The sequence below is a fragment of the Arthrobacter sp. LAR12-1-1.1 genome, from assembly GCF_040676555.1.
Taxonomy (GTDB): domain Bacteria; phylum Actinomycetota; class Actinomycetes; order Actinomycetales; family Micrococcaceae; genus Arthrobacter.
Map to the genome: position 1 here is coordinate 46074 of NZ_JBEGIG010000002.1, position 24403 is coordinate 70476.

Annotated in this window: 20 protein-coding genes and 1 tRNA gene; 12 read left to right on the forward strand and 9 right to left on the reverse strand. The window is 67.1% G+C overall.

The window, feature by feature from the left end; translation table 11 throughout:
* The first annotated feature begins 14 nt into the window (after positions 1-14).
* The 3 genes from MRBLAR12_RS04265 (at position 15) to MRBLAR12_RS04275 (ending at position 2516) form a co-directional block, all read left to right on the forward strand.
* A complete protein-coding gene (locus MRBLAR12_RS04265) occupies positions 15-743 on the forward strand; it encodes a lysophospholipid acyltransferase family protein (RefSeq protein WP_364743904.1) in 729 nt (242 codons plus the stop codon).
* Entirely contained in the window at positions 740-2290 is a 1551-nt protein-coding gene (gene der, locus MRBLAR12_RS04270; protein WP_229992547.1) for a ribosome biogenesis GTPase Der, read from the forward strand. Before MRBLAR12_RS04265 ends, der begins: the two co-directional genes overlap by 4 nt.
* A 149-nt stretch (positions 2291-2439) precedes the next feature.
* A tRNA-Pro gene (locus MRBLAR12_RS04275) sits at positions 2440-2516 on the forward strand.
* 62 nt (positions 2517-2578) lie between these two features.
* On the opposite strand, the gene MRBLAR12_RS04280 is transcribed toward MRBLAR12_RS04275, so the two are convergent.
* Together MRBLAR12_RS04280 and MRBLAR12_RS04285 are read right to left on the reverse strand one after the other, a co-directional pair.
* A complete protein-coding gene (locus MRBLAR12_RS04280; RefSeq protein WP_229992579.1) occupies positions 2579-3196 on the reverse strand; it encodes an adenylate kinase in 618 nt (205 codons plus the stop codon).
* Between the two features lie 114 nt (positions 3197-3310).
* Positions 3311-4180 (reverse strand): Fpg/Nei family DNA glycosylase, encoded by an 870-nt coding sequence (locus tag MRBLAR12_RS04285; RefSeq protein WP_229992548.1) that lies wholly within the window; start codon positions 4178-4180, stop codon positions 3311-3313.
* 196 nt (positions 4181-4376) lie between these two features.
* On the opposite strand from MRBLAR12_RS04285, the gene gcvH reads away from it, so the two are divergent.
* From gcvH to MRBLAR12_RS04310, 5 genes are all read left to right on the forward strand, one after another.
* Positions 4377-4763: a glycine cleavage system protein GcvH gene (gene gcvH / locus MRBLAR12_RS04290; protein WP_229992549.1), complete on the forward strand. Its 387-nt coding sequence runs from the start codon at positions 4377-4379 to the stop codon at positions 4761-4763.
* 159 nt (positions 4764-4922) lie between these two features.
* Positions 4923-5399 (forward strand): FHA domain-containing protein, encoded by a 477-nt coding sequence (locus tag MRBLAR12_RS04295; protein WP_229992550.1) that lies wholly within the window; start codon positions 4923-4925, stop codon positions 5397-5399.
* An 18-nt stretch (positions 5400-5417) separates the two neighbouring features.
* Positions 5418-6140 (forward strand): MerR family transcriptional regulator, encoded by a 723-nt coding sequence (locus tag MRBLAR12_RS04300; protein WP_229992551.1) that lies wholly within the window; start codon positions 5418-5420, stop codon positions 6138-6140.
* Positions 6140-6643, forward strand: a complete 504-nt coding sequence (locus tag MRBLAR12_RS04305) for a bifunctional nuclease family protein (RefSeq protein ID WP_229992552.1) — start codon at positions 6140-6142, stop codon at positions 6641-6643. The genes MRBLAR12_RS04300 and MRBLAR12_RS04305 overlap by 1 nt, the downstream gene beginning before the upstream one ends.
* Before the next feature lie 350 nt (positions 6644-6993).
* Positions 6994-7590, forward strand: coding sequence for a MerR family transcriptional regulator (locus tag MRBLAR12_RS04310; RefSeq protein WP_018772320.1), 597 nt, complete (start codon positions 6994-6996; stop codon positions 7588-7590).
* Between the two features lie 93 nt (positions 7591-7683).
* Here the strand turns inward: MRBLAR12_RS04310 and MRBLAR12_RS04315 are convergent, their stop codons facing one another.
* Positions 7684-8559 (reverse strand): ParA family protein, encoded by an 876-nt coding sequence (locus tag MRBLAR12_RS04315; RefSeq protein ID WP_229992553.1) that lies wholly within the window; start codon positions 8557-8559, stop codon positions 7684-7686.
* 318 nt (positions 8560-8877) lie between these two features.
* Between MRBLAR12_RS04315 and MRBLAR12_RS04320 the strand changes: the two genes are divergently transcribed.
* Positions 8878-12273, forward strand: coding sequence for a pyruvate carboxylase (locus MRBLAR12_RS04320; protein WP_229992554.1), 3396 nt, complete (start codon positions 8878-8880; stop codon positions 12271-12273).
* Between the two features lie 88 nt (positions 12274-12361).
* Here MRBLAR12_RS04320 and MRBLAR12_RS04325 read toward each other — a convergent pair whose 3' ends face one another.
* Complete coding sequence (locus tag MRBLAR12_RS04325; protein ID WP_364743848.1) at positions 12362-14185, reverse strand: AMP-dependent synthetase/ligase; 1824 nt, start codon at positions 14183-14185, stop codon at positions 12362-12364.
* Positions 14186-14420: 235 nt separating this feature from the next.
* On the opposite strand from MRBLAR12_RS04325, the gene MRBLAR12_RS04330 reads away from it, so the two are divergent.
* Positions 14421-15512 (forward strand): ROK family glucokinase, encoded by a 1092-nt coding sequence (locus tag MRBLAR12_RS04330; protein WP_229992556.1) that lies wholly within the window; start codon positions 14421-14423, stop codon positions 15510-15512.
* A gap of 64 nt (positions 15513-15576) precedes the next feature.
* Here MRBLAR12_RS04330 and MRBLAR12_RS04335 read toward each other — a convergent pair whose 3' ends face one another.
* Genes MRBLAR12_RS04335 through MRBLAR12_RS04345 form a run of 3 tightly spaced genes read right to left on the reverse strand, consistent with a single transcriptional unit; the run spans position 15577 to position 17919 of the window.
* Positions 15577-16311 carry a hypothetical protein gene (locus MRBLAR12_RS04335; protein ID WP_364743851.1) on the reverse strand — a complete coding sequence of 245 codons (735 nt, stop codon included), beginning with the start codon at positions 16309-16311 and terminating at the stop codon, positions 15577-15579.
* Positions 16304-17107: an alpha/beta hydrolase gene (locus MRBLAR12_RS04340; protein WP_229992558.1), complete on the reverse strand. Its 804-nt coding sequence runs from the start codon at positions 17105-17107 to the stop codon at positions 16304-16306. The genes MRBLAR12_RS04335 and MRBLAR12_RS04340 overlap by 8 nt, the downstream gene beginning before the upstream one ends.
* The gene (locus MRBLAR12_RS04345) at positions 17104-17919 is read right to left on the reverse strand and encodes an alpha/beta hydrolase (RefSeq protein ID WP_229992559.1); all 816 of its coding nucleotides are present in this window, start codon (positions 17917-17919) and stop codon (positions 17104-17106) included. Before MRBLAR12_RS04345 ends, MRBLAR12_RS04340 begins: the two co-directional genes overlap by 4 nt.
* A gap of 113 nt (positions 17920-18032) precedes the next feature.
* Here MRBLAR12_RS04345 and MRBLAR12_RS04350 point away from each other — a divergent pair, with 113 nt between their 5' ends.
* Positions 18033-18884, forward strand: coding sequence for a lysophospholipid acyltransferase family protein (locus MRBLAR12_RS04350; RefSeq protein WP_229992560.1), 852 nt, complete (start codon positions 18033-18035; stop codon positions 18882-18884).
* Between the two features lie 88 nt (positions 18885-18972).
* Complete coding sequence (locus MRBLAR12_RS04355; RefSeq protein WP_229992561.1) at positions 18973-20364, forward strand: class II 3-deoxy-7-phosphoheptulonate synthase; 1392 nt, start codon at positions 18973-18975, stop codon at positions 20362-20364.
* Between the two features lie 130 nt (positions 20365-20494).
* Here MRBLAR12_RS04355 and MRBLAR12_RS04360 read toward each other — a convergent pair whose 3' ends face one another.
* Both MRBLAR12_RS04360 and MRBLAR12_RS04365 read right to left on the reverse strand, forming a co-directional pair.
* Positions 20495-22666, reverse strand: coding sequence for a Stk1 family PASTA domain-containing Ser/Thr kinase (locus MRBLAR12_RS04360; RefSeq protein ID WP_229992562.1), 2172 nt, complete (start codon positions 22664-22666; stop codon positions 20495-20497).
* Between the two features lie 103 nt (positions 22667-22769).
* Entirely contained in the window at positions 22770-24143 is a 1374-nt protein-coding gene (locus MRBLAR12_RS04365; protein ID WP_229992563.1) for a lytic transglycosylase domain-containing protein, read from the reverse strand.
* Positions 24144-24403: the final 260 nt, after the last annotated feature.

Below are 24403 nucleotides of genomic sequence, written 5' to 3' on the forward strand. Positions count from 1 at the left end.
ATTGGCAGGCGGGCGTGCACGCCTCCCTGCCCGGCCATTGGACGACGGCGTGGAGCCGGCCGGTCGGCTGGATCCTGGACCACCTCGTCTACCGCACCTCGGTGACCGGACGGTCCAACGTCCCGGCGGCCGGCCCTGTCATCTTCGCCGGCAACCACATCAGCTTCCTCGACGGGCCCGTCATGTACGGCGCCTCGCCCCGGCCCATGCACATCCTCGTCAAGCAGGAGATGTTCACCGGGTTGCTCGGCCGCGTGCTGGCGGCGTCGGGCCAGCTGCCCGTCGACCGCCGCGGCGGCCGTGCGGCTCTGGCCACGGCCCGGAGCCTGCTCGACGCCGGCCGGTGTGTCGGGATTTTGCCCGAAGGCACCCGGGGGAGCGGTGAGGCAGCCGCGATCAACAACGGCGTCGCCTGGCTGGCGCTCAACTCCGGCGCCACAGTGGTTCCCGTCGCCATCCTGGGCACCAGAATCGGCGGCGAACACCTGGACACGGTTCCCCCGCCCCGCCGGCGGCTGCATGTCAGCTTCGGCGGTGCCATCAACGTCAGCCGCAGGCCCGGTGAGACCGGGCGTGTTTCAATGGACAGGGCGGGAACCGAAATCCGGGCCGCGCTAGCGCGCCATGTCCAGGACTCAGTACTAAGAACCGGGCAGTCCCTGCCCCACGCGGAATCCCCGCACGAACGACATGTTGCAGTAGCCGGGACGCCGGCAGATCACCACCTAAGGAAAGTGCAATGAGCGATACGACTCAAACCTCCGGCAATTTTGGCGCCGGCGAAGACGAATACACGCCCACCGGCACCGACCAGGTGGCTGAACACCTCGCCGCCCTGGACGATGACGAAGCGGAGCTACGCGCGGCCTCCCTTCGGGCCGGACTTGACGACTACGAGCTGGACGAGGACGACGCCGCGCTGCTGAGCGGCCAGTTCGACGACCAGGACTTTGACGGTCCGGTCAAACTGGATCCTGTCCTGGCCATCATCGGCCGGCCCAACGTGGGCAAGTCCACCCTGGTCAACAGGATCCTGGGCCGCCGCGAGGCAGTCGTCGAGGACACCCCCGGCGTCACCCGCGACCGCGTCATGTACTCGGCGAACTGGAACGGCCGCAACTTCACGGTAGTGGACACCGGCGGGTGGGAACACGATGCCCGCGGCATCCACGCCCGTGTGGCGGAGCAGGCCGAGATGGCTGTAGAACTCGCGGACGCCGTCCTGTTCGTCGTCGACTCCGCCGTGGGCGCAACCGCGACCGACGAAGGCGTCATGAAGATGCTGCGTAAGTCGAAGAAGCCGGTTATCATGGTGGCCAACAAGGTGGACGACTTCGCCCAGGAAGCCGATTCGGCAACCCTCTGGGGCCTCGGCTTCGGCGAACCGTACCCGGTTTCGGCCCTGCACGGCCGCGGCGTGGCCGACCTCCTGGACCACGTCATGGACACCCTCCCGGAGTACTCCCTGATCGAGGGCCTCGAGCGCTCCGGCGGACCCCGCCGCATCGCCCTGATCGGCCGCCCGAACGTCGGGAAGTCCTCGCTGCTGAACAAGCTCGCCGGTTCCGAGCGCGTGGTGGTGGACAACACCGCCGGCACCACCCGTGACCCGGTCGATGAATTCATCGAACTCGGCGGCCGCACGTGGCGCTTCGTGGACACCGCCGGCATCCGGCGCCGCCAGCACATGGCCCAGGGCGCAGACTTCTACGCCTCCCTGCGCACCCAGAGCGCGCTCGAAAAGGCTGAGGTCGCCGTCGTGCTCCTGGCCGTGGACGAAGTGCTCAGCGAGCAGGATGTCCGCATCCTGCAGCTCGCCGTCGAATCCGGCCGCGCCCTGGTGCTCGCCTTCAACAAATGGGACCTCCTCGACGACGAACGCCGCCGCTACCTGGAACGCGAAATCGAGCAGGACCTGGCACACGTCGCCTGGGCCCCTCGCGTGAACATCTCAGCCTTGACTGGCTGGCACAAGGACCGGCTGGTCCCGGCCCTGGACATTGCCCTGGAGAACTGGGACAAGCGCATCCCCACCGGACGCCTCAACGCGTTCCTTGGCGAACTCGTGGCAGCGCACCCGCACCCGGTCCGCGGCGGCAAGCAGCCGCGCATCCTGTTCGGCACCCAGGCGTCCAGCCGGCCGCCGAAGTTCGTGCTGTTCACCACCGGATTCCTGGATCCGGGATACCGCCGCTTCATCACCCGGCGCCTCCGCGAGACCTTCGGTTTCGAGGGCACGCCGATCGAGGTCAACATGCGTGTACGTGAAAAGCGCGGCAAGAAACGTTAATTCCGACACACCTTGGGCGTGACAGCATGAAATTGTCACAGGCACCCTCCGGGATCGTGTAAGCTTTTGGAGGTGGTTCGGCCGGACTGCTTGGAAGAAAACCTGGAGCGAATCCGGGCAGACTTCCCAGCGGAGAACGGTGGAACCAGCGGGCTGTAGCGCAGCTTGGTAGCGCACTTGACTGGGGGTCAAGGGGTCGCAGGTTCAAATCCTGTCAGCCCGACCAACAGACGAAACCCCGCCATTCCTGACGAAGGAATGGCGGGGTTTTCTGTTTTGGAGGGCGACTCAGTTCGGCGCCGTTCCGTCCATGGAGGCAGTGTTGGCATCGGGTATGGCCGCGGGGAAGGACGCGCGGAGCGCCGCGAGCAGCCGGCCGAAGATCTGATCCTCGCTTCCCATGCCGTTGACGCTCAGGAGGATCCCGCGCTGTGAGTATGCTGAGGCCACAGGCTCAGTCTCGTGGTGGTACAGCTCCAAACGGTGCCGGATGACGTCCTCGGTATCGTCGCTGCGTCCGGTCAAAGTGGCGCGGTGGAGCATTCGGCGGACAAGTTCGCCGTCGTCAACCGTCAGCTGGACCGCAACGTCCAGAACCTGTCCGTTGGCGGCAAGGATGACGTCGAGTTCAGCCAGCTGAGCCGTGTTTCGGGGGTACCCGTCCAAGAGGAACCCTGCCCTGACGTCCTTCTGGTTCAGCCGCTCACGCACCACACGGTTCGTCAGGGTGTCGGGCACCAAGTCGCCCGCATCCAGATGCACAATGACTTCCCGGCCCAGCGGCGTCAGGTTCCTCACATGGTCGCGGAATACCTCGCCGGTTGACACCACGGTGATGCCGAGGCGCCGGGACAAACGTTCGGCCTGGGTGCCCTTGCCGCACCCCGGGGGACCCATAATCAGCATTCGCATCTTGGAGACAACTCCCTCAGGCGCCGTTGAAAGGTGTCCTTGTATCGTGTTCGCTCAGGAGGCGCCAGCGCAAGGGATTCAGACGCCGGTGCCCGTTTCAAGAAGCGCCTATTTCAGGAAGCGCGAAGTCCGGCGGTCGGCCAGGATCTTCCCCTTCGTCTGGCACGTCGGGCAGTACTGCAGGGCGGTGTCCGCAAAGGAGACCTCCCGAACCGTGTCGCCGCACACCGGACACGCTTCGCCGGTGCGGCCGTGGACCCTCATGTGGCTCCGCTTGGTGTCCTTGAGTTCGTTGGGCGGCTTGCCTTGGGCTTCCTTCACGGCCGTGCCCAGAATGGTGTGGACGGCGTCGTAGAGGCGCTGGACGTCCGTCCGGTCCAGGGACTTGGCGAGGGCGAAAGGCGAGATCCTGGCGGCGTGCAGGATCTCGTCGCTGTACGCATTCCCAATCCCGGCAATAATGCTCTGGCTCCGCAGGACGCCCTTGATCTGGTGGGAACTGGAACCGAGGATCCCGGCCAAGGCGTCGACGTCGAAGTCTGGACTGAACGGATCCGGTCCGAGCGCGGCGATGCCGGGAACGTCGTTCGGATCGCGGACCACATAGACCGCGAGGCTCTTTTTCGTGCCCGCCTCGGTCAGGTCCATGCCCACCGGGCCGGAAGCGCCGGAAAATGTCAGCCGCACCGCGATGTGCCCCTTGCCCATTTTCAGCTGGGCGTCGGTGGGCGTGTCAGTGAAGCGGACCCAGCCGGCCCGCGCCAGGTGGAAGACAAAATGCAGCCCGTCGGCTTCCATGCTGACGAACTTGCCGAACCGCCGCACCCCGCTGACGGCCCTGCCCTCGAGGTCGGTGAAGAGGGGGTCTGCCGTCTTGAGCACGGCGAAGGAGACCAGCTGGATCTTCGTCACAACTGCCCCGCGCAGGTGCTCGTGGAGAAAGTCCGTCAGGGCCGCAACTTCCGGAAGCTCAGGCATGGCCTAGCCCCTGCGGGTCCGGAGGGTCCCGGCGCCCCGGTTGTTCACGTTCCTGACACACAGCGGCGCATGTTCTGACATCGCACCATCTTCTCAGATCCCTCCCCGGCCCCTGCCGGATATGCCTATACTTTCAGCGGCGGCTAGAACAAACGACTGCCGCCGCATAGGTGATTGACCCGATGAAAGGCCCGTCATGAGCATCATTCCCGAAGACCTGTCCTACACCGCAGAACACGAATGGGTTTCGGCCCCCAATGCTGACGGGATTGTGCGCGTCGGCATCACCGATTTTGCCCAGGACGCCCTCGGGGATGTCGTCTACGCCCAGATGCCTGAAGTGGGGACAACCATCAAGGCCAATGACGTGGTTGGAGAAGTCGAATCCACCAAGAGCGTCAGCGACATCTACGCCCCCGTGACGGGCGAGGTGGTGGCCCGGAACGAGGCTCTGGACACCGATTCCGCCCTTATTAACTCGGATCCGTACGGTGACGGCTGGCTGATCGAAATCAAGCTCGCGGAAGCCGACGCGGTAGAGTCCCTGCTCAGTGCATCCGAGTATGAACAGCAGGTAGGCTAAAGACAGAGGTCGTTCGGTCCGGGGTCGCCGGAGTGTGTTGTTGGGATAACAAAACAAGCCGCGCCCCGCCGAAAGGCCTCAATACCGGGACTGCGAGGCTTTTCCGGACGGCATGCGTTGTTTGCAGGGGGGACACCTGCAACGAATGAGGAGGACTCAATGTTTGGGCACGAACGGAACGACACCGGTGACGGTTACGGCACGGGTGGAGTGAAAGCTTCGGAGACCACGTCGATCAACCTCACTCCGGTGCGCGATGAACCCAACTTCACGCCGAAGCTCTCGGCCGAGGAGCGGGTAGCGGTCGAGGCCCTTCCCTTCGGATCGGCCCTGCTCGTGGCACACAGCGGCCCCAACGCCGGCGCGCGGTTCCTGCTGGACTCGGACGTCACGACGGCGGGCCGCCACCCGGACGCCGATATCTTCCTCGACGACGTCACCGTGTCCCGCAGGCACGTGGAATTCCGCCGCACCGCGCGCAGCTTCGAGGTAGTGGACACCGGGAGCCTGAACGGCACCTACGTCAACCACGACCGCGTGGACTCCGTGGAACTGAAGTCCGGCAACGAGGTCCAGATCGGCAAGTTCCGCCTCACCTTCTACCTCAGCCCTGCCCGCGCAGCAGGCAACGTCTGATTCCGGGGGTAGCTGCCTGTGGCCACGGCACATGCGGATCGGCGCGGACCCCAGGTTCTGAACATCGGGGAAGTCCTGGCTCAACTGAGCGACGACTTTTCCAGCATGACGGCGTCAAAAATCCGGTTCCTTGAGGAAAAGGGACTCATCAACCCGCAGCGGACCCCTGCCGGTTACCGACAGTATTCCGAGAACGACGTCGAACGGCTGCGCTTCGTTCTGTCCCTCCAGCGTGACCAGTACCTGCCGCTAAAGGTCATCAAGGACTACCTTGACGCGATCGACCGGGGCGAACGGCCGGAAAACCTGCCGGCAGGGGTCACGCTCTCCCCGCGGGTCGTCTCCGAGGAGCTCGCCACCGAGCTGCAGAGCCGTGCGCGCCGGCTCAGCGAGGAGCAGCTCCGTGCTGAATCCGGGGCGAGCGTCCCGCTGCTGGAATCCCTCTTGAGCTACGGCCTGATCGGGCACGTGAACGGCAAGTTCGACGAACACGCCCTGCAGGTGGCGCGGGCTTGCGTCCAGCTGGAGAGCCATGGCCTGGAGCCCCGCCACCTGCGGCCGTTCCAGGCGGCTGCCGACCGCGAATTCGGGCTCGTGGAACGCGCAGTGGCCACGCTGACGTCCCGCAAAGACGCGGCCTCCCACGCCCGCGCCGCCGAGGCTGCCCGGGAAATCAGCGACCTCTGCCTGTCCCTGCACCAGGCGCTGGTCCATGACCGCATCTCAAGGATGGACATCTGATGATTGAGGTGGAGATTGTCGGCGTGCGGATTGAGTTGCCGTCCAACCAGCCGCTTGTCCTGCTCAAGGAAATCCATGGTGAGCGCCACGTGCCGATCTGGATCGGGACTCCGGAAGCCAGCGCCATTGCCCTGGCCCAGCAGGGAGTCGTCCCGCCCCGGCCGATGACCCACGACCTCCTGGTGGACGTTGTCGAGGCCCTCGGCCACAGCATCGTCAGCGTCAACATCGTCGCAGTGGAGGACAACATCTTCTACGGGCAGCTGCAGTTCGAGAACGGAACCACCGTAAGCTCCCGCGCCTCGGATGCCCTGGCGCTTGGCCTGCGCGCCAAGTGCCGGATCTGGTGTGCCGACGCCGTCATGGACGAGGCCGGCGTCCGGATCACCGAACACGACGAGGGCGAGGACACGCATCCCGGACCCGCCGTGGACGAGGAAGGCGAACTGCGGCGCTTCCGCGAGTTCCTCGACGACGTCGAACCGGAAGACTTCGGCGGCTGAACTGCCCGGCAACCGGAGCCAAGGAGGCTGCCGGGGTTGTTGGTGCGCCTGTTACGGGTGAGGTTTCTGAAACGCCGGGGACAGCTGTGGCGGCGCCAAACGTTAAAGCCGAGGATGAAACTTTCGACACGCCCGCCGAATAGCCCCAACGTCTTTGACCTTGGGCCCTGGCAGGCCTAACGTCGGAGGTACAAGTTCCCATTGCATACGGTAGCCGCGCAAGTCACACTGGAAAGTGCAGCCCCGGCTGAATTACACGGGTGAAGTCATCATCCTGTGTCGTGCAGCTGTTCACAGATAATGCTGCCGATGCAACTTACCCAGGGGAACCCACAACAAGGAGGGTCCACGTGAGTCCGAAAGGCGAAGCAGGCGAGCTGAAGCAGGCCGCAACGGCCGGCGTTGCTGTGCCCGCCAGCGGTGCCCAAGGCCTGCTGTTCACCGAGGATCTTCCCGTTCTGGACGAAGATGCGGGCTACCGCGGGCCCACCGCCTGCAAGGCGGCCGGCATCACCTACCGCCAACTCGACTACTGGGCACGCACCGGACTGGTTGAGCCCGCCGTCCGCGGCGCAGCCGGCTCCGGCTCCCAGCGGCTCTACGGTTTCCGCGACATCCTGGTCCTTAAAGTAGTCAAACGGCTCCTGGACACCGGCGTCTCCCTGCAGCAGATCCGCACCGCCGTGGAGCACCTGCGGGAGCGCGGCGTCGAAGACCTCGCCCAGATCACGCTGATGAGCGACGGTGCGAGCGTCTACGAGTGCACGTCGGCGGATGAAGTGATTGATCTCGTCCAGGGCGGCCAGGGGGTGTTCGGCATCGCCGTCGGCCGTGTGTGGCGCGAAGTTGAAGGAAGCCTCGCAGCCCTTCCCAGCGAACACGCCGCGGACCAGTCCTTTCCCGACGACGAACTGAGCAAGCGCCGCGCGGCCCGCAAGATCGGCTAGCACACACCGTTACAGACAAGACTGAGGCCGCCTCCCGGACAGGGAGGCGGCCTCAGTTCGTTGAGCGTTGCGCCCGGGTGCGCCGGTCGCTGGTCAGCGCTGGCTGCGGTCGCGGACGGTGCCGGCCGGGGCCGCGCCGTTGGGATGCAGCAGGTTCTGCAGCAGGGCATCGAAGAGTCCGGCCGCATTCTTGGCCGAGTCTCCGGGCCAGTGGTGGATGGAGTGGGCCGCGCCCTGGATTTGCTGCCAGTTGGCCTGCTCAGGGATGTGCGGGCTCAGCAGCAGCTGGCCGAACATGGATTCCATCTCCGAGAGCCGGAACGTGTGTTCGGCCGAGCCGCTGCGCACCCGGTTGGCCACGATGCCGGCGGGGGACAGATTGGGCGCGAATTCCTGCCGGAACAGCTGGATGGCGCGCATGGTGCGCTCCGTGCCGGCCACCGAGAAGAGTCCGGGTTCGGCCACCAGGGTCACCTTGTCGCTTGCGGACCAGGCCATCCGGGTCAGGCCGTTCAGCGACGGGGGACAATCGACCAGGACGAGTTCGTAGTTCGTGGCGCCGGCCAGCACAGTGGAAAGCCGGCGGAGGTCGCGGCGGCCCAAGTCAGGCCGGTCGTAGATGCCGGTGTAGGCAGAGCCGACGGCTACGTCGAGGACTGAGGTTGCAGCGCCGGCTTGCGTTCTACCATTGGCGCGGCCGTTGGCGGCGCCGTTGATCCTGGCGCGCTCCACCCAGCCGCTGGGAACCACGTTGTCCGCCAGGTGCGCCCGCCGGGGCGACCTCAGCATCCTGCCGATATCGAGCTGATCGTCCGGGCTCACGCCGAGGGCGGTGCTGGCGTCAGCGTGCGGGTCAAGGTCAACGACGAGGGTGGGGATGCCGGCGGCCAATGCTGCCGATGCCAGTCCAGTGGTCACGGATGTCTTGCCGACACCGCCTTTGAGGCTGCTGATGCTCACTACTTGCACTTGAAAAACCAATACCTAACGCCGGTTGCCGAGACGGGGTCGTGCCGGCTCCTGCGTTCTTCGGAGCCGGGGCGTGCATGCGCCACCCACCCACTCATCATATGTTGATGCTCCGGCGAATCCCGTTTCATCCGGCGCGGGGGCGCCGGAACCTCGCGAACCGGGCCGGCGGGGAAAGCTCTATGGCCGGGGCCCTGCCCATCGCAGCGTCCGTGACGGATAATGCTGTGACAGTGGCCACAATGATTTGTGTTTGCCCGCACAGGTCCTAGACACTGTGAGCACTTACCGATACGCCCGCGATGATGCAGGAGAAGTATGTTTTCTAAGATTCTGGTGGCCAACCGCGGCGAGATCGCGATTCGCGCTTTCCGCGCGAGCTACGAGCTGGGTGCCAAGACTGTCGCTGTGTTTCCCCACGAGGACCGCAACTCTATTCACCGCCAGAAGGCCGATGAGGCGTATCTGATCGGCGAAGAGGGCCACCCGGTCCGGGCGTACCTCGACGTAGACGAGGTGGTGCGGGTCGCCAAGGAGTCCGGGGCGGACGCCATCTACCCCGGCTACGGCTTCCTCTCCGAGAACCCGCGCCTGGCGCGGGCCGCGAAGGCGGCCGGCATCACGTTCGTCGGCCCGCCGGCGGAGGTCCTGGAACTCGCGGGCAACAAGGTTGCCGCCCTGGAGGCCGCCCGCAAGGCCGGCGTCCCGGTGCTCAAGTCCAGCCAGCCGTCGAAGGACATGGACGAGCTGATCGCCGCCGCGGATGAGATCGGCTTCCCGATCTTCGCCAAGGCCGTCGCCGGTGGCGGCGGGCGCGGCATGCGCCGCGTGGACACCCGCGAAGCGCTCCCGGAGGCCCTGCAGGCCGCCATGCGCGAAGCGGACGCCGCGTTCGGGGACCCCACCATGTTCCTCGAGCAGGCCGTCCTGCGCCCGCGGCACATCGAGGTCCAGATCCTGGCCGATGCCCAGGGCAACATCATGCACCTCTTCGAGCGTGACTGCTCCATCCAGCGCCGCCACCAGAAAGTGGTGGAGATCGCACCGGCCCCGAACCTCGACGAAGGCATCCGGCAGGCGCTGTACCGCGACGCCGTGAAGTTCGCGAAGGCGCTGAACTACGTCAACGCCGGTACGGTCGAATTCCTTGTCGACACAGTAGGGGAGCGCGCCGGCCAGCACGTGTTCATTGAAATGAACCCGCGCATCCAGGTCGAGCACACCGTCACCGAGGAAGTCACCGACGTCGACCTCGTCCAGGCGCAGCTGCGCATCGCCGCCGGTGAGAGCCTCGCGGATCTGGGCCTGTCGCAGGAGAGCGTCCAGCTCAAGGGCGCCGCCCTGCAGTGCCGCATCACCACGGAGGACCCGGCCAACGGCTTCCGGCCCGACGTCGGCAAGATCACCGGCTACCGCTCGGCCGGCGGCGCCGGTGTCCGGCTCGACGGCGGCACCGTCTACTCGGGTGCGGAGATCAGCCCGCACTTCGACTCGATGCTGGTCAAGCTGACCTGCCGCGGCCGCAACTACCCGGCCGCCGTCGCCCGCGCCCGCCGCGCCCTCGCCGAATTCCGCATCCGCGGGGTGTCCACCAACATCTCCTTCCTGCAGGCCGTCCTCGACGACGCCGACTTTGTCGCCGGGGATGTGGCCACTTCGTTCATTGACGAACGGCCCCAGCTGCTGAAGGCGCGGGTCTCCGCAGACCGCGGCACCAAGCTGCTGACCTGGCTTGCCGACGTCACCGTCAACAAGCCCAACGGCGAACTGCGGGTCCACACGGACCCGGCGGACAAGCTTCCGGCCCTCGATGACACTGAGGCCCGGCCGGGGTCCCGGCAGCGGCTCCTGGAGCTCGGCCCGGAAGGATTTGCGCGGGCCCTGCGCGCGCAGGACGCCGTGGCTGTCACGGACACCACCTTCCGCGACGCGCACCAGTCCCTGCTGGCCACCCGTGTGCGCACCCGCGACCTCGTGGCGGCCGGTCCGGCCGAGTCCAAGCTGCTCCCGGAGCTGCTGTCGGTCGAGGCCTGGGGCGGGGCAACCTACGACGTCGCCCTGCGCTTCCTCGGCGAAGACCCGTGGGACCGTCTTGCTGCCCTGCGCAAGGCAATGCCGAACCTGTGCCTGCAGATGCTGCTCCGCGGCCGCAACACCGTCGGCTACACGCCCTACCCGGAAGAGGTCACGGTGGCGTTCGTCAACGAGGCCGCCGCCACGGGCATCGACATCTTCCGCATCTTCGACGCCCTCAACGACGTCAACCAGATGGCCCCGGCCATCCGGGCCGTCCGCGAGACCGGTACCGCCGTCGCCGAGGTCGCCCTCTGCTACACCGCGGACATGCTGGATCCGGAGGAAACGCTCTACACCCTGGACTACTACCTGGAGCTGGCGCAGAAGATCGTCGACGCCGGGGCGCACATCCTCGCGATCAAGGACATGGCCGGGCTGCTGCGTCCGGCTGCCGCGGCACGCCTCGTCTCGGCGCTGCGGGAGCGGTTCGACCTCCCCGTCCACCTGCACACCCACGACACCGCAGGCGGCCAGCTGGCCACGCTCCTCGCGGCCGTGGATGCCGGCGTGGACGCCGTGGACGTGGCCTCGGCCTCCCTTGCCGGAACCACCAGCCAGCCCTCGGCCTCGGCCCTCGTCGCCGCGCTGGCCCACACGCCGCGCGACACCGGCCTCAGCCTCGCGAACGTCTGTGCCCTCGAGCCCTACTGGGAAGCCGTCCGCCGGGTCTACGCGCCGTTCGAGTCCGGGCTGCCGGGCCCCACCGGCCGGGTCTACCAGCACGAGATTCCGGGCGGACAGCTGTCCAACCTGCGCCAGCAGGCGATGGCGCTGGGCCTGGGCGAGCGTTTCGAGGCGATCGAGGACATGTACACCGCGGCGGACCGGATCCTCGGCCGCCTGGTGAAGGTGACGCCGTCGTCCAAGGTGGTGGGCGACCTCGCCCTGCACCTGGTGGGCCTCAACGCCGATCCCGCGGACTTCAACGAGAACCCGCAGAAGTACGATGTCCCGGATTCCGTGATCGGCTTCCTTTCCGGCGAACTCGGCGACCCGCCCGGCGGCTGGCCCGAGCCCTTCCGGACCAAGGCGCTGCAGGGCCGCAACGTCAAGGTCCGCGACGTCGAGCTCAGCACCGAGGACAGCGCCGCGCTCAACGGCGACTCCAAGACCCGTCGGCGCACCCTCAACCGGCTGCTCTTCGCCGGTCCCACCAAGGACTACGAGAAGAGCGTCGAGTCCTACGGCAACCTTTCGGTGCTGGACACGCGCGACTACCTCTTCGGGCTGCAGCGCGGTGCGGAGCACGAGATCGAACTCGAGAAGGGCGTCCACCTGATCGCCTCGCTCGAGGCCGTCTCCGAGCCGGACGAAAAGGGCATGCGGACGGTCATGTGCACGCTCAACGGCCAGTCCCGGCCCGTGGTGGTCCGTGACCGTTCAGTGGTGAGCAACGTCAAGGCCGCCGAACGTGCCGATGCCTCCCAGCCGGGCCAGGTGGCCTCGCCGTTCGCCGGTGCCGTCACGCTGACCGTCAAAGCCGGCGACACGGTCAAGGCCGGCGACACGGTGGCCACGATCGAGGCCATGAAGATGGAAGCGTCCATCACGACGCCGGTGGCCGGCACCGTGGCGCGCCTCGCCGTCGGCTCGATCGAACAGGTCCAGGGCGGGGATCTGCTGCTCGTCGTCGAATAGCGGCAGCAGAAACAACCCGGAACACAGACAAAGGGTCCTTCCAGCCGAAGCTGGAAGGGCCCTTTGCTGTGGTGCGGGCGTCCGTTGCCTACGCGAGGGTGGGACGTTTGGCGCTGTACATCTCCTCGATCACGTTCTCGAAGTCCTTGAGCACCTGCGCCCGCTTGACCTTCATGGAAGGGGTCAGATGGCCGGAGGCCTCGGTGAAGTCGGCCGGCACGATCCGGAAGGACTTGATCGCCTCAGCCTGGGACACAGACTGGTTGGCGTGGTTGATGAGCTCCTGGACGGCGGCCTTGACCGTCGGGTGCCCGGCAGCCTCGGCAAGCGAGGTCGAGGCCGGGAGTCCGTGGCGGCCCAGCCAGCCGGGAAGGGCCTCTTCGTCCAGGGTCACAAGGGCGCCGATGAACGGGCGGTTGTCGCCCACCACGAGCACCTGCGAGACAAGCGCGTCCGCCCGGATCTGGTCTTCCAGCAGGGCAGGAACCACGTTCTTGCCGCCCGCCGTGACGATGATTTCCTTTTTGCGCCCCGTGATGGTCAGGAACCCCGCCTCGTCCAGCTGGCCGATGTCTCCCGTGCGGAACCAGCCGTCCTCGTCGAAGGTCGCGGCGGACAGGTCATCGCGCTTGTAGTAGCCGCGCATGACGCACACGCCCTTGGTGAGGATCTCGCCGTCGTCCGCGATCCTGACGGAGTTGCCGGGAATCGGGGCGCCAACGGTGCCGATCTTGATCAGGTCCGGGGTGTTGACCGTGACCGGCGCCGTGGTTTCGGTCAGCCCGTACCCTTCCAGGATCTGCATGCCGATGCCTTGGAAGAAGTGGCCCAGCCGTTCGCCGAGCGGGCCGCCGCCGGAAACGGCATGGGCGACGTGCCCGCCCATGGCGGCCCGAAGCTTGCTGTACACGAGCTTGTCGAACAAGGCGTGCTTGAGCCTCAGCACGAGCCCCACCTTGCCGGCCTGCCGGGCCCGGGAGAATTCGATGGCGGTGTCCGCAGCGCGGTGGAAGATGGCGCCCTTGCCGCCGTCCTCGGCCTTGGTCAGGGCGGAGTTGTAGACCTTTTCGAAGACGCGCGGGACGGCGAGGATGAAGGTCGGTTTGTAGCTCTGCAGATCCGGCAGCAGGTTCTTGATATCCGGTGTGTGCGCCACCGTGACGCCGGCTGCGACGGCCAGCACGGAGATGAAGCGTGCGAAGACGTGGGCCATGGGCAGGAACATGATGGTCCTGGCCTGCTCGTGCACGATCTTGCCCAGCGACGTGACCAGGGCGTTCTCTGACAGTTCCACGAAATTGCCGTGGGTCAGCTCGCAGCCCTTGGGCCGGCCGGTGGTTCCTGAGGTGTAGATGATCGTGGCGATATCGTTCAGGGACGCCTGGCCGCGCCGCGCTTCGAGCTCGGCGTCGCTGATGCCGGCTCCAGCCGCACGGACCTCGTCCAGGCTGTCGCCCTCGAGCTGCCAGACATGACGCAGGGCAGTGAGCCCTTCGGAGGTGGCGGCCTGCCGGATGATGTCCTCGTGATGCGCGGATTCGCCGAACGCGGCTACCGCGCCGGAATCGCCAAGGTTCCACGCCACCTGGGAGGGGGAGGAGGTCTCATAGATCGGGACCGAAACGGCGCCGGCGAACCAGATGGCGAAGTCGATCAGGGCCCATTCATACCGCGTTCGGGACATGATGCCCACGCGGTCGCCGGCCGCCACACCGCTGGCCATGAGGCCCTTGGCCAGGGCCGACACGTCGGCCAGGAAATCCGTGGCACGGACGTCCTGCCACTGGCCCGCCGCGTCGAGCCGCGAGAAAAGCGCAGGGTTGGAGGCCTTGGCCGCCTGGCGCACTACGAGATCGGTGACGTTGGTGTCCGGATCGACATTCACCAGGGGCGGGACAATGATTTCTCGCACGACAGCTCCTTAGGTATCCATAGGCCCGCAAGGGGTACCGCTAAGCCTAGTATGCGGTTCCCCCAAGGTGTGTTCTACGACACCTACTGGCCAGTAACTTTACGGGCGGGCCCGACTTTCCGCCAGTCTGGATGCTGCGGACACCGGCGCGGCGTAATGCTCCGCGTCGTGCTGGCGCGTCGTGCTGCGGGGGCGTTCGCGGCTGCGCCGGTCCCGGCGAATAGAATGGGGCACCATGCAGACACCAACACCTGGCCGGCAGCCCGGCCTGCGCGGCCGGACCGCCGCCTGGCGGAGCAGGACCGTGGCCGGAGCGGCGGCCGCCACGGCCGGGCACGACATCCGTTCACACCTGCGGCTGGGCCGCAAGGGCCTGGCGATCGGCGTCGACATCGGGGGAACCAAGGTTGCTGCCGGGGTGGTCGATGCCGAGGGCCGGATCCTCAGCCAGGCTAAACGCTCCACTCCGGGCAATGACCCGCGCGCCGTGGAGCAGGTCATTGTCGAGCTGGTCGAGGAACTGGGCGCCGGGCACCGGATCTGGTCGGTCGGCATCGGCGCCGCCGGCTGGATGGACCTCGACGGCGGTACCGTTCTCTTCAGCCCGCACCTGGCCTGGCGCAATGAACCGCTGCGCGAGAACCTGCAGCGGCTGCTGCGCCGCCCCGTCCTGTTGACCAACGACGCCGACGCTGCCGCCTGGGCGGAATGGCGCTTCGGCGCCGGACAGGGACAGAACCGCCTGGTCTGCATCACCCTGGGCACCGGGATCGGCGGCGCCATGGTGATGGACGGACGGCTGGAACGCGGCCGCTTCGGCGTGGCGGGGGAGTTCGGCCACCAGATCATCATGCCGGGCGGGCACCGCTGCGAGTGCGGCAACCGCGGCTGCTGGGAACAGTACGCCTCAGGCAATGCGCTCGGCCGCGAGGCCAGGGAACTGGCCGCTGCTAATTCTCCGGTTGCCCAGGAACTGCTCAAGGCTGTGGACGGAGACGTGGGACGGATCACGGGCGTGATTGTGACCGAGCTGGCCAAGGCCGGGGACCAGACCTCCTGCGAACTCCTCGAGGACGTCGGGGAATGGCTGGGCCTTGGCCTGGCGAACCTCGCAGCGGCCCTGGACCCCGGAAAGTTCGTGATCGGCGGCGGACTGTGCGATGCCGGCGAGCTGCTGGTCGCGCCGGCCCGGAAGGCCTTCGCCCGGAACCTAACCGGCCGCGGTTTCCGCCCGGCGGCGGAGATCGAACTGGCTGCCCTCGGACCCAACGCCGGACTGATCGGCGCGGCCGACCTCTCCCGGGTCAGCAGCCGGATGCACACGTAGCAGCGCGATGTAGCCAGCCCTGAGATACAGGCGGAGTAGCTGGTGGCCTAAATGAGCGGGTGGGCTAGATGCGCGCCCCGTCGTCGTGCTCGTCTTTCTCGCCGGGCAGCTTCATGATCAGGAAGACCACCGCGGCCGCGAACGCGGCCACCATGCCAAGGATGGCCACCAGCGGCGCCGACCGCCAGAACATTGCCGAGAGCACGAGCGCAATCGGGCCGCCCACCGCGCCAATCCAGGCAAGGACAGTCATCGGATCTGCCCCTGCCAGGCTGGGCGGCTCCTCCGGGACGAACGCGCCGTCGTCGTCGTCGGGCTCGTAGTCGCGGGGGCCGGGCGCAGTATCCGGTATCTCGTTGGTGCCCGCAGCCGGCTGCCCCGGGGCCGGGGCGAGGCGCTCCTTGGCGGAGAGCTCGATCGGTGCGGCGCCGGAGAGGCCCAACGGGTCAAAATCCCGGAACGTCCGACCCGGAGGGGAACCAGCGCCGGAACCAGCGCCGGAGCCAGCGCCGGAGCCGGCGCCGCCGCCGGCAGCGCTGTCGGGTCCGTCGGCCGGCCCGCCGGTTGCCTCGTCCCCGGCTGCCCCGACCCCTTCAAGCCTGGCGACGAGATCCAGCCAGACGGCGTCGTCGTCGGCCAACTGCGCGTCCGAGGCGGGGGAGTCCTGGGACTCATCGGCCTGGGACTCAGGGGGCTGGGGCTCCTGGTGCGCGGTGGCGTCCGGGCCGGAGTGCCGGGCATCGGCGGGGTCCGGGTCCGGAGTCTCGGGATCCGGGAGGTCGGGGTCTGGTTTAGTCATTGGCCGTGTCCTTCCGGCTGGCGCGGGCCGCGCCCGGACTGGCTGCGGAGGCAACGGACCGGACAAATTCGGCTGTGCCATGGAAGATCTCGGGCGCGTCGTTGTCCATAGTAGCGACGTGGTAGCTGTTTTCCAGCCGGACCACCTCGAGCGGGGCGTTGGTCAACCCGCGGCGCAGGGCCACCATGCTGGATTCGGACACCACATGATCCACTGCTGAACGGTACACCCGGACAGGAGCCGTAATGCGGGGCAGCAGGCGCACGGTGTCCTTGAACATCTTGTTGAGCTCGTGCGCCGCGGCCACCGGCGTGCGCGGGTAGGCACCCTCATCCATGTCCGGCTTGAGGATGTCATTGGCGATCGCAGGGGTGCTCTTGAGGACGAACTTCAGGACGCCGGCCAGCGGGGCACGGGGATCATCGATGACCAGGCCGGGGTTGACCACCACAACCCCCGCCACGGGACGGGTGGCCGCAATCCGCAACGCCAGGGCACCGCCCATTGACAACCCCGCCACGACCACGATGTCGCATTCTTCCGCTAGCTCCAGGTAGGCCGCGTCCAGGGCCGCATGCCAGTCCTGCCAGCGGGTCTTGGCCAGCTCCTGCCAGCTCGTTCCGTGCCCCGGCAGCAGGGGCAGCCGGACGGCGAACCCGGCACCGGCCAGCGACGACGCCCAGTCCCGCACACCGTGCGGGCTGCCGGTGAAGCCGTGGGACACCACGACGCCGGTCCGGGGGCCGGTTCCCGTGAACGGGCTGCTGAACGGCGAGTGGTCCGGAAGGATGCTCATGTGGTCTCCGAGGGGGCGGTGGGCGGCATGGTGGACCGTGTGTGGGTGGCGTGGGCGTGCTGAAGGAAGAAGCGGACTGATTCTTCAAAGAGTAGCGGCGCATCGGCGTCCAGGGTGGCAACGTGCCCGCTGTGCGGCAGCGGGATCACGGTGAGTTCCCGGGATCCGAGCCTCCTGCGCAGCAGCGCCAGGGACGACGGCGGGACCACGGCGTCGGTGGCCGACTTAAAGACCAGGGCAGGAGCCTGCACTGCCGGCAGGTCCCGCAGGGTCGCGGAGAACAGCCGGCGCAGCTGGTGGACGGCGGCCAACGGCGTCAGCGAGTAGTCGCCGTCGTCGGTGGCGGCCGCCGTGGAATTCTCCTCCTGAAGCGGCATGGTGGTGCGCTGGAAGTATTTGAGCAGTCCCACGATCCTGACCCTGCGGTCATAGAAGCTCAGGCCGGGGTTGACTGCGGCCACGCCGGCCACGCTGTGGCGGGCCGCGGTGCGCAGCGCTATGGTGCCGCCCATGGACAGCCCCGCGACGTAGCAGTCGTTGGTCCGGGCGGCCAGGTCCAGGTACGCCGTTTCAAAGCTCGTGTACCAGTCCTGCCAGCGCTGCCGGGCGAGATCCCGCCAGTGGGTGCCATGCCCGGGCAGCAGTGGCACCGATACCGCGAAGCCCTGGGCGGCGAGGTGGTGGGCCCACGGCAGGACGCTGTGCGGGCTGCCCGTGAAGCCGTGGCAGATGGCCACGCCGGTCCGGGCGTTGGGGCCGTGGCCGGGGTAGCTGAAAGCGGCGGGCGCCGGGGGAGTGCTGCTTTCAGTCATGAGCCCATCGTGTCACCCTTGGCGGCAAAACTCACTAGAGTAAGGTGTCCATTGAAGTCCTGGCCGGACCCGATTTGGGCGGCCGGCCAGACGCCTTCCGGAGAGGTCACCGAGTGTTTTATTGGTTCATGAAGACGTTTGTCCTGGGACCGGTGCTGAAGCTGCTGTTCCGGCCCTGGGTCAAGGGCCTGGACAACGTCCCGGCCGAGGGCGCCGCGATCCTGGCCTCGAACCACCTCTCCTTCTCGGATTCCATCTTCATGCCGGTCATGGTGCCGCGGCCCGTCGCATTCCTGGCAAAATCCGAATACTTCACCGGCACCGGGATCAAGGGCAGGCTGACCGCCGCCTTCTTCCGGCTCACCAACCAGCTCCCCATGGACAGGTCCGGGGGAGCCGCGTCCGCGCAGTCCCTGAACGCTGGCATGGACGTACTCAGGAACGGCTCGCTCCTGGGCATCTATCCCGAGGGGACACGCAGCCCCGACGCGCGCCTCTACCGCGGCAAGGTGGGCGTTGCCCGCCTGGCGCTGCAGGCCCGTGTACCGGTCATTCCCGTGGCGATGATCGGAACGGACAAAGTCCAGCCGATCGGCAAGCGCGTCCCCAATATCCGTCGCATTGGCATGATCTTTGGCGAACCGCTCGACTTCAGCCGCTACTACGGGATGGAGGATGACCGGCTGGTCCAGCGTTCGGTGACTGACGAGATCATGTATGAACTCATGCGGCTGTCCGGTCAGGAATACGTGGACGAGTACGCCGCCGTCGTGAAGCTCCGCCTGGCGGGCAAAGCGCAGGAAGCAGCGCCGGACAAGGCCTCCGCGGGCCCCGATGCGGCGCAGGAAGCGCCCGCCGACAAAGCCGCCGACAAAACATCAGAAAAAACGCCAGACAACGCTCACAACCCCGGTGCGCCGACGGCGGCCACGGAAGACGGCCCCGAGGTTCCCGGGACTGCCTAACTGGCGCCACGGGTGCCATGTGACGGCAACGGAGCAGTCAATGACAGGCAGGGCCGCCGAACCTCGTTGGGGCAACTATCCTTAGAGGGTGACCGAGCTATCTGAGAAACCAGTTTCCCCGCTGACCAGCACCGCCCAGAGCGGAGCCGCCAACTATCCCGGACTGGACAACTGGCGGGAACTCCCGGCCTCGCAGCAGCCCACGTGGTCCGACCCGGCTGTGTTTGAGGCGTCCGTCAAGGAACTTTCCGTCCTCCCGCCCCTCGTGTTCGCCGGCGAAGTGGACATCCTTCGTGAACGGCTCGCCGCTGCCGCGCAGGGCAAGGCATTCCTGCTCCAAGGCGGCGACTGCGCCGAGACCTTCGAAGCGGCGACGGCGGACAAGATCAGCGCACGCGTCCGGACCATCCTCCAGATGGCCGTCGTCCTCACCTACGGTGCGGCCATGCCCGTCATCAAGATGGGCCGCATGGCTGGCCAGTTCGCCAAGCCCCGCTCCTCCAACGACGAAACGCGCGAGGGCGTCACCCTGCCGGCCTACCGCGGCGACATCGTTAACGGCTACGACTTCACACCCGCTTCCCGCGCCCACGACGCCGGCCGGATGCTGAAGGCTTACCACACCTCCGCCTCGACGCTGAACCTGATCCGTGCCTTCACCCAGGGTGGCTTCGCGGACCTGCGCCTGGTGCACCAGTGGAACAAGGGCTTCACCGAAAACCCGGCGCACGCCCGCTACGAGTCCCTGGCCCGGGACATCGACCGCGCCATCAAGTTCATGTCCTCCTGCGGCGCCGACTTCGAGGCACTCAAGCGCGTGGAATTCTACGCCAGCCACGAGGCGCTGCTGCTGGACTATGAGCGCGCCCTGACCCGCATCGATTCGCGCACGGGGCTGCCCTACGACACCTCGGCGCACTTCCTGTGGATCGGGGAGCGCACCCGCGAGCTGGACCATGCACACGTTGACTTCCTCTCCCGCGTCCGTAACCCGATCGGCGTGAAGCTCGGCCCGTCAACGAGCGGCGACGACGCCCTGCGCCTGATAGACAAACTGGATCCGGACCGGGAGCCCGGCCGGCTTACCTTCATCACCCGCATGGGCGCCAGCAACATTCGCGAGAAGCTGCCGGCGATCGTCGAACGCGTCACCGCCTCCGGGGCTCAGGTCCTGTGGGTCACCGACCCCATGCATGGCAACACGGTCACCTCGCCCAACGGCTACAAGACCCGCAATTTCGACGACGTCATCGACGAAGTGCGCGGATTCTTCGAAGTCCACCACGCGCTCGGCACCGTCCCCGGCGGCCTGCACGTGGAGATGACCGGCGACGACGTCGCCGAATGCCTCGGCGGAGCCGACCCGATCGACCAGGAAGCCTTCCTGGACCGCTACGAGTCGGTCTGCGATCCGCGCCTGAACCACATGCAGTCGCTCGAAATGGCGTTCCTTGTGGCCGGAGCCCTCGCCAAGCGCTGACCCGCGGCACTGATCGACAACAGAATTCGCTGAAAAACGCAGACAATAACGCTGCTAAAAAAGCTCCGCCCGGCTGATGCAGCCGGGCGGAGCTTTTATGTGGAGCAGGTCTGCCTTGAGCCGCGTGCGGTCAGACCACGGTCAGGGTGACAAGCGAGCCTTCGGGGACGGCCGTGTTCACGGGATCCTGGGCGCGGACTGTTCCGAAGAATCCTCCCAGGATCTCATCGATCTGGACCTCGAAGCCGAGCTTTTCGAGGGCCTCCTTGGCTTCCGAGGCCTGTTTCCCGATGAAGCTGGGTACCTCGACGAGCTTCGGACCCTTCGAGATCGTCAGGGTGACCGATCCGCCCTTGGTCAGGTTGCCGGAGGCCGGGTCTTGCGCCACGACGGAACCCTTGGGCACCTTCCGGTCATTGACTGTCTCCGGGGAGACCACGGCCTTCAGCCCGGCGGCTTCGAGCGCGCTCACGGCGGCACGCTGCTCCTGGCCGCGGACATCCGGGACCGGAATGGGCTGCGGGCCCTTCGAGACGGTGAGGCCCACGGGCGTCCCGTGCCGCACCGGATTGCCGCTGCGAGGCGCCTGGGCAAGCACCGTGCCGGCAGGCGCCGATTCATCGAACGTCTCGGTAATCGGACCCAGGGCCATTTCGGCGGCGTTGAGGGTGGTCTTGGCCTCGTCCAGGGTCTTGCCGGTCAGTTCCGGCAGCGGGAACAGTTCCGGGCCCTTGGAAACGGCAAGGGACACGGGCTGGAACTTGCGGATGACCTCGCCGGCGTTTGGTTCCGAGCCGACCACCAGCCCCGGCGAGACGTCGTCGTCGAAGACATCCTTGACGGTGGATTGGAACCCGGCGGTGCGGAGCAGGTCCTGGGCCTCGGCAACGGTCTTGTTCGCCACCGGGGGGATCGTTCCGGGCGAGCCCGGTCCCATCCCGAAGAACCAGCCGGCGACGGCGGCGAGCAGCGCCGCGACGACGAGCAGGACGATCCACAGCAGCCCGCGGCGTCGCGGGTTCCCCTCGTGCAGGGTCTTGGTGGGCGTGGCCGCGGCGCGCTGGCGCGCCTTCTCCTCGTCCCGGTCCAGCTTGCGCTGGGCGCGCTTGCTGGGGGCAACCGCAACTGCCGCCGGGTCGTCGTAGCCGGCGGCGCCGTCGTAGGCCGCCTCGTCCGGAGTGGACAACGGACCGTAGGACGGACGCCGCGGGGCACCGGACATCACGGTGGTCGGGTTGCCGCTGGCGCGGGAGATCATCTCGGTGGGCCGGGCAAGGCTGCCGTATACCTCAGTGTGTAATTCCGTGGGCGCCTCGGTGGGCGGCTTCACGTAGGTTGTGTCCTGAGTGTCGTGCGCGTCCGGCGCCGGGCCGGCACTGCCGGGCCGCCGGTTCGGCGGGGCGGCCACGGCCGGCAGCGGGCTGAGGATAGCCGCCGGCGGTACGAGGTCGAGCTCGGCGTCGCTGAGGTTGGTCCTGATGTGCCGGAGCTCGGACAACAGTGCGCTCCCGTCGACGGGGCGTTTGTCCGGGTCCCGGTCCGTGCACCACTGGACGAGTTCGTCGATCTCCGCAGCCAGTCCGGGAACCTCCAACGAGGGAGCTCCCACGGTGGAATTGACGTGCTGGTAGGCGACCTGGATGGGCACGTCGCCGTCGAACGGCTGCCGGCCCGTAATCATCTCGTAGAGCATGATCCCTACGGAATAGATGTCACTGCGCGCGTCTGCCTGTTTACCCAGGACGAGTTCGGGGGAGAGGTAGGCGACAGTCCCGATCAGGGCGCCGGTGCTCGTGGACGTCGAGATGGCGCGTGCCAGGCCGAAGTCGCCGAGCTTGATCCGCCCGTCGTCGGCGATCAGGACGTTTTCCGGTTTGATGTCCCGGTGGATCATTCCGGCGGCGTGCGCGGCGCCGAGCCCTTCGACGACCGGATCGATCAGCGCCAGGGCCAGCCGGGGAGACAGGGCGCCCTTGTCGTTGAGGACGTCCCGCAGCGTGTGGCCCTTGATGAACTCCATGACCAGGTAGGCGAGCCGGCCGTCTTCACCCTGGTCCAGGACGCCCACCACGTGGGGATGGGAAAGCCGGGCGGCGGCCTTGGCTTCGCGGCCCAGCCGGTCAAGGAACTGCGGGTCGTCGGCCAGATGGGGATGGAGCACCTTCAGCGCGACGTCGCGCTCGAGGCGCTGGTCTGTGGCGAGGTACACGGTGGACATCCCGCCGCGGGCAAGCCTGGATTGAACCTGGTAGCGGTTGTCCACCAGGTTCCCTACGAGAGCGTCCGACACGTATTCTTGCACCTTACAATCGTAGTCGCTGGACAGAAACGGGCCCGAATCAACATGCGATCCGGGCCCGTAGCGTCACGCTCCGTTGTCAGGGAGCCTGTGCTGGTGTCTGTGCTTAACCGAACAGGCTCCGGTTGGCCTTGATGGCCGCGACGTATCCCTTGGTGTCCTCGAACATGCCATTCTGGCTCACCGAGTACTGGCCCTGGTAGTAGCCGGCGATCGCAGTGTCCAAGTCAGGGCTCGTGCGGACCAGCTGGCGGATGATCGCTACGCCTGCCGTGGCGTTGTCGTACGGGTCCAGGAGGTTCAGCTTGCGGCCCACGAGATCGGAGGCCCACTGGCCGGAGGACGGGATGACCTGCATGGTGCCGATCGCGTTGGCCGGTGACACGGCACGCTGGTCAAAGCCGGATTCCTGGAAGGCAAAGGCCAGGGCGAGGCTGGCATCCACGCCCATGCGCCGTGCCGTGTCCGCCACGATCGACTTCATCTGCTGATGGCTGGGCACGGGAGAGGCGTTGAGCAGCGCCTTGTTCTGGTTGGCCGAGCTGACCACGGCGGCCGGGTAGCTGAACCCGAGGAACGTGCTGGGCACGAGGGGCGTGGTGGCAGCAGGCTTGCTCGAAGCCGGCGCGATCGTCGACGCACCGGGGATGACGAGCTTCTGGCCCGGGTAGATGATGCTCGACATCGTCAGCCGGTTGGCCGAGAGGACATCCGAGAGCCTGACGCCGTTGCGGGCCGAGATGCCGGAAAGGGTATCGCCGGCTTTGATGGTGTAAGAGCCCGAGCTGGCCGGCGCGGGTGCCGACGACGCGGGCTTTGTCGCGGCCGGAGCCTGGGTACTGGAACCGCCGCCGACCTTGACCTTCTGGCCGGGGTAGATCACTGAGCTCATGCCAAGCCCGTTCCACTTGAAGAGCTCGGAAAGCCCAACGCCGTGGCGTGCGGCGATGGCGCTCAGGGTGTCGCCTGCCTTCACGACGTAGACGCGGCCAGAGCCGGAGGTAACAGAGGCGGAACTGGCCGGGGCGGCGGGCTTGGTTGCCGGGGCCGGCGTCGAGCCCGTGAGCTTGATCTTCTGCCCCGGGTAGATGATGGTGTTCGCCTGCAGATTGTTCAGCTTCAGCACGGCGAAGGTGTCCAGGCCGTAGCGGCCGGCAACGGCACTGATGGTGTCGCCGCGGGCGATCGTGTAGACGGCGGGAGCCGCGGACTGCGCGGGCCGCATGGCGCTTGGCAGCGTTGCCGGCACGGAGGCGGAGGGGATCAGTGCCGCCTTGAGGGACGTCGTTGCGTCCGCCTGCGCCTGGGCTCGCATGGCAGCCGCGAGGGTTGCGGGGACCGAGCGTACACGCGATTCGGCTGCGGCCGGCTGGGCGATCGCCAGGGAGGAAAGCACGACGGCGGGAAGCGCCGCCGTCGTGGCCGCGATCAGCGGCAGGCTGCGCCCCGGACGGAGCTGTGGCGAACGTGAGGTCGTCATTGGAAAGATCCTCTTCTCAGCGGCAACGCTGCGGTCAGGCCGGTGGAACTGGTGTTACCAGTGTGACAAAAGTTATTTCTGTTACAAATGTGATCTATGTGAATGTCTCATGAATTGGCAATTAGCACAAGAACTGTTTGGCATTCCACAAACCACTCTCCGGCGGAGTGTCGGGCAATTGGTGTCCCGGCGGGGTCCCGGGTGAACCCGGGCGGCATTGCCGCCGGTGGGATGGGCTATGGCCGCTGCCGTCATTTCTG

Coding starts and splice junctions, on each gene's coding strand:
- gcvH (WP_229992549.1), top strand. CDS start 4,377: ATGAGCATCATTCCCGAAGACCTGTCCTACACCGCAGAACACGAATGG.
- MRBLAR12_RS04295 (WP_229992550.1), top strand. CDS start 4,923: ATGTTTGGGCACGAACGGAACGACACCGGTGACGGTTACGGCACGGGT.
- MRBLAR12_RS04280 (WP_229992579.1), bottom strand. CDS start 3,196: ATGCTGATTATGGGTCCCCCGGGGTGCGGCAAGGGCACCCAGGCCGAA.
- MRBLAR12_RS04340 (WP_229992558.1), bottom strand. CDS start 17,107: ATGAGCATCCTTCCGGACCACTCGCCGTTCAGCAGCCCGTTCACGGGA.
- der (WP_229992547.1), top strand. CDS start 740: ATGAGCGATACGACTCAAACCTCCGGCAATTTTGGCGCCGGCGAAGAC.
- MRBLAR12_RS04285 (WP_229992548.1), bottom strand. CDS start 4,180: ATGCCTGAGCTTCCGGAAGTTGCGGCCCTGACGGACTTTCTCCACGAG.
- MRBLAR12_RS04365 (WP_229992563.1), bottom strand. CDS start 24,143: ATGACGACCTCACGTTCGCCACAGCTCCGTCCGGGGCGCAGCCTGCCG.
- MRBLAR12_RS04345 (WP_229992559.1), bottom strand. CDS start 17,919: ATGACTGAAAGCAGCACTCCCCCGGCGCCCGCCGCTTTCAGCTACCCC.
- MRBLAR12_RS04330 (WP_229992556.1), top strand. CDS start 14,421: ATGCAGACACCAACACCTGGCCGGCAGCCCGGCCTGCGCGGCCGGACC.
- MRBLAR12_RS04320 (WP_229992554.1), top strand. CDS start 8,878: ATGTTTTCTAAGATTCTGGTGGCCAACCGCGGCGAGATCGCGATTCGC.
- MRBLAR12_RS04335 (WP_364743851.1), bottom strand. CDS start 16,311: ATGACTAAACCAGACCCCGACCTCCCGGATCCCGAGACTCCGGACCCG.
- MRBLAR12_RS04305 (WP_229992552.1), top strand. CDS start 6,140: ATGATTGAGGTGGAGATTGTCGGCGTGCGGATTGAGTTGCCGTCCAAC.